The sequence below is a fragment of the Actinoallomurus liliacearum genome, assembly GCF_039542035.1.
Taxonomy (GTDB): domain Bacteria; phylum Actinomycetota; class Actinomycetes; order Streptosporangiales; family Streptosporangiaceae; genus Actinoallomurus; species Actinoallomurus liliacearum.
This window is the reverse complement of sequence record NZ_BAABHJ010000003.1, coordinates 294,823-295,708: the sequence shown is the minus strand read 5'-3', so window position 1 is coordinate 295,708 and position 886 is coordinate 294,823. Positions and strand designations below refer to the sequence as shown.

Annotated in this window: 2 protein-coding genes; both read right to left on the bottom strand. The window is 71.3% G+C overall.

Annotation, left to right across the window (positions count from 1 at the left end; genetic code table 11):
- Nucleotides 1-9: 9 nt before the first annotated feature.
- Nucleotides 10-369 carry a hypothetical protein gene (locus tag ABD978_RS07205; RefSeq protein ID WP_345350338.1) on the bottom strand — a complete coding sequence of 120 codons (360 nt, stop codon included), beginning with the start codon at nucleotides 367-369 and terminating at the stop codon, nucleotides 10-12.
- Nucleotides 362-847, bottom strand: coding sequence for a YbaB/EbfC family nucleoid-associated protein (locus ABD978_RS07200; RefSeq protein WP_345350335.1), 486 nt, complete (start codon nucleotides 845-847; stop codon nucleotides 362-364). Before ABD978_RS07200 ends, ABD978_RS07205 begins: the two co-directional genes overlap by 8 nt.
- Between the last annotated feature and the right edge of the window lie 39 nt (nucleotides 848-886).

Here is an 886-nt window from a genome sequence, read left to right as displayed (position 1 = left end):
GGGCGTCTGCTACTTCCTGCCGCCGGATCCCGGCGTCTTCCAGCCGCCCCGGGCCCCGGCGTCGTGGACGGCCGTGAGCACCCTCCGCTGCTGGTTCAGGACACTCGTCTGGTTCGCCCGCAGCGCCATCGGGACGGCCAGCAGCAGCCGGCTCGCCGCCTCGACGCCCGTGGCGAGGTCGTCGACCAGTTCGATCGCCGCCCGTTTCGCCGGGGCGCCGAAGTGCGCGTCGTCGCCGAGGACCTCGAGGTTGGTGCCGTTGCGGAACCGCGTGGCCAGGTTGAAGACGTGGGTCCCGAGGTTCTCCATGGCCTCGACGGCCGCTTCGGCCTTCGCCGGGTCCGCCGTGTACTTGCTCGTCTCACTCACCGTTGCCGTCCTCCACTATCTCGTCGTGCAGGTTCGCGGCCGGCCGGGCACCGCGCGAGGTGCGCCCGGGCGTGCCGGTGCCCCGTCCGCGCCGTCCGCCGGCCAGGGCCGACTTGAAGATCTCCTCAAAGTCGATCTTGAATCCGGGAAGGCCGTCGGCGTCGTCCTGGGGAGGGGTCAGCGCGGAGAAGGTGTCGATCACCCGCCGCGCCATGGTCGCCCGGCCCTTGTTCGCGGCCTCGACGATCGAGGCGGCCAGCTTCGACGCCTCCATCGTCCGGAACTGCTCGTCCAGGAACTTGACCCGCTGCAGCTCGCCCTGCGGGCCGACGGTCACCTCCACCGAGCGGTCCTTGGACCGCGCGGTCGATGACGAGCTGCTGAGGTCGGCCCGTGCCCGGGCCACCGCGGCCCTGGTCGCCTCGAGCCGCTCCCTCGCCTCCGCGAGCAGCTTCTCCATCGACTCTTCGGTCTCCATCGCCTGTTCTCCTCCCCTGTTCCGGGTCCCCACTGGGTA

Bases quoted from the DNA above. Each gene is read 5' to 3' on its own strand.
- ABD978_RS07200 (WP_345350335.1), bottom strand. From the start codon at position 847: ATGGAGACCGAAGAGTCGATGGAGAAGCTGCTCGCGGAGGCGAGGGAG.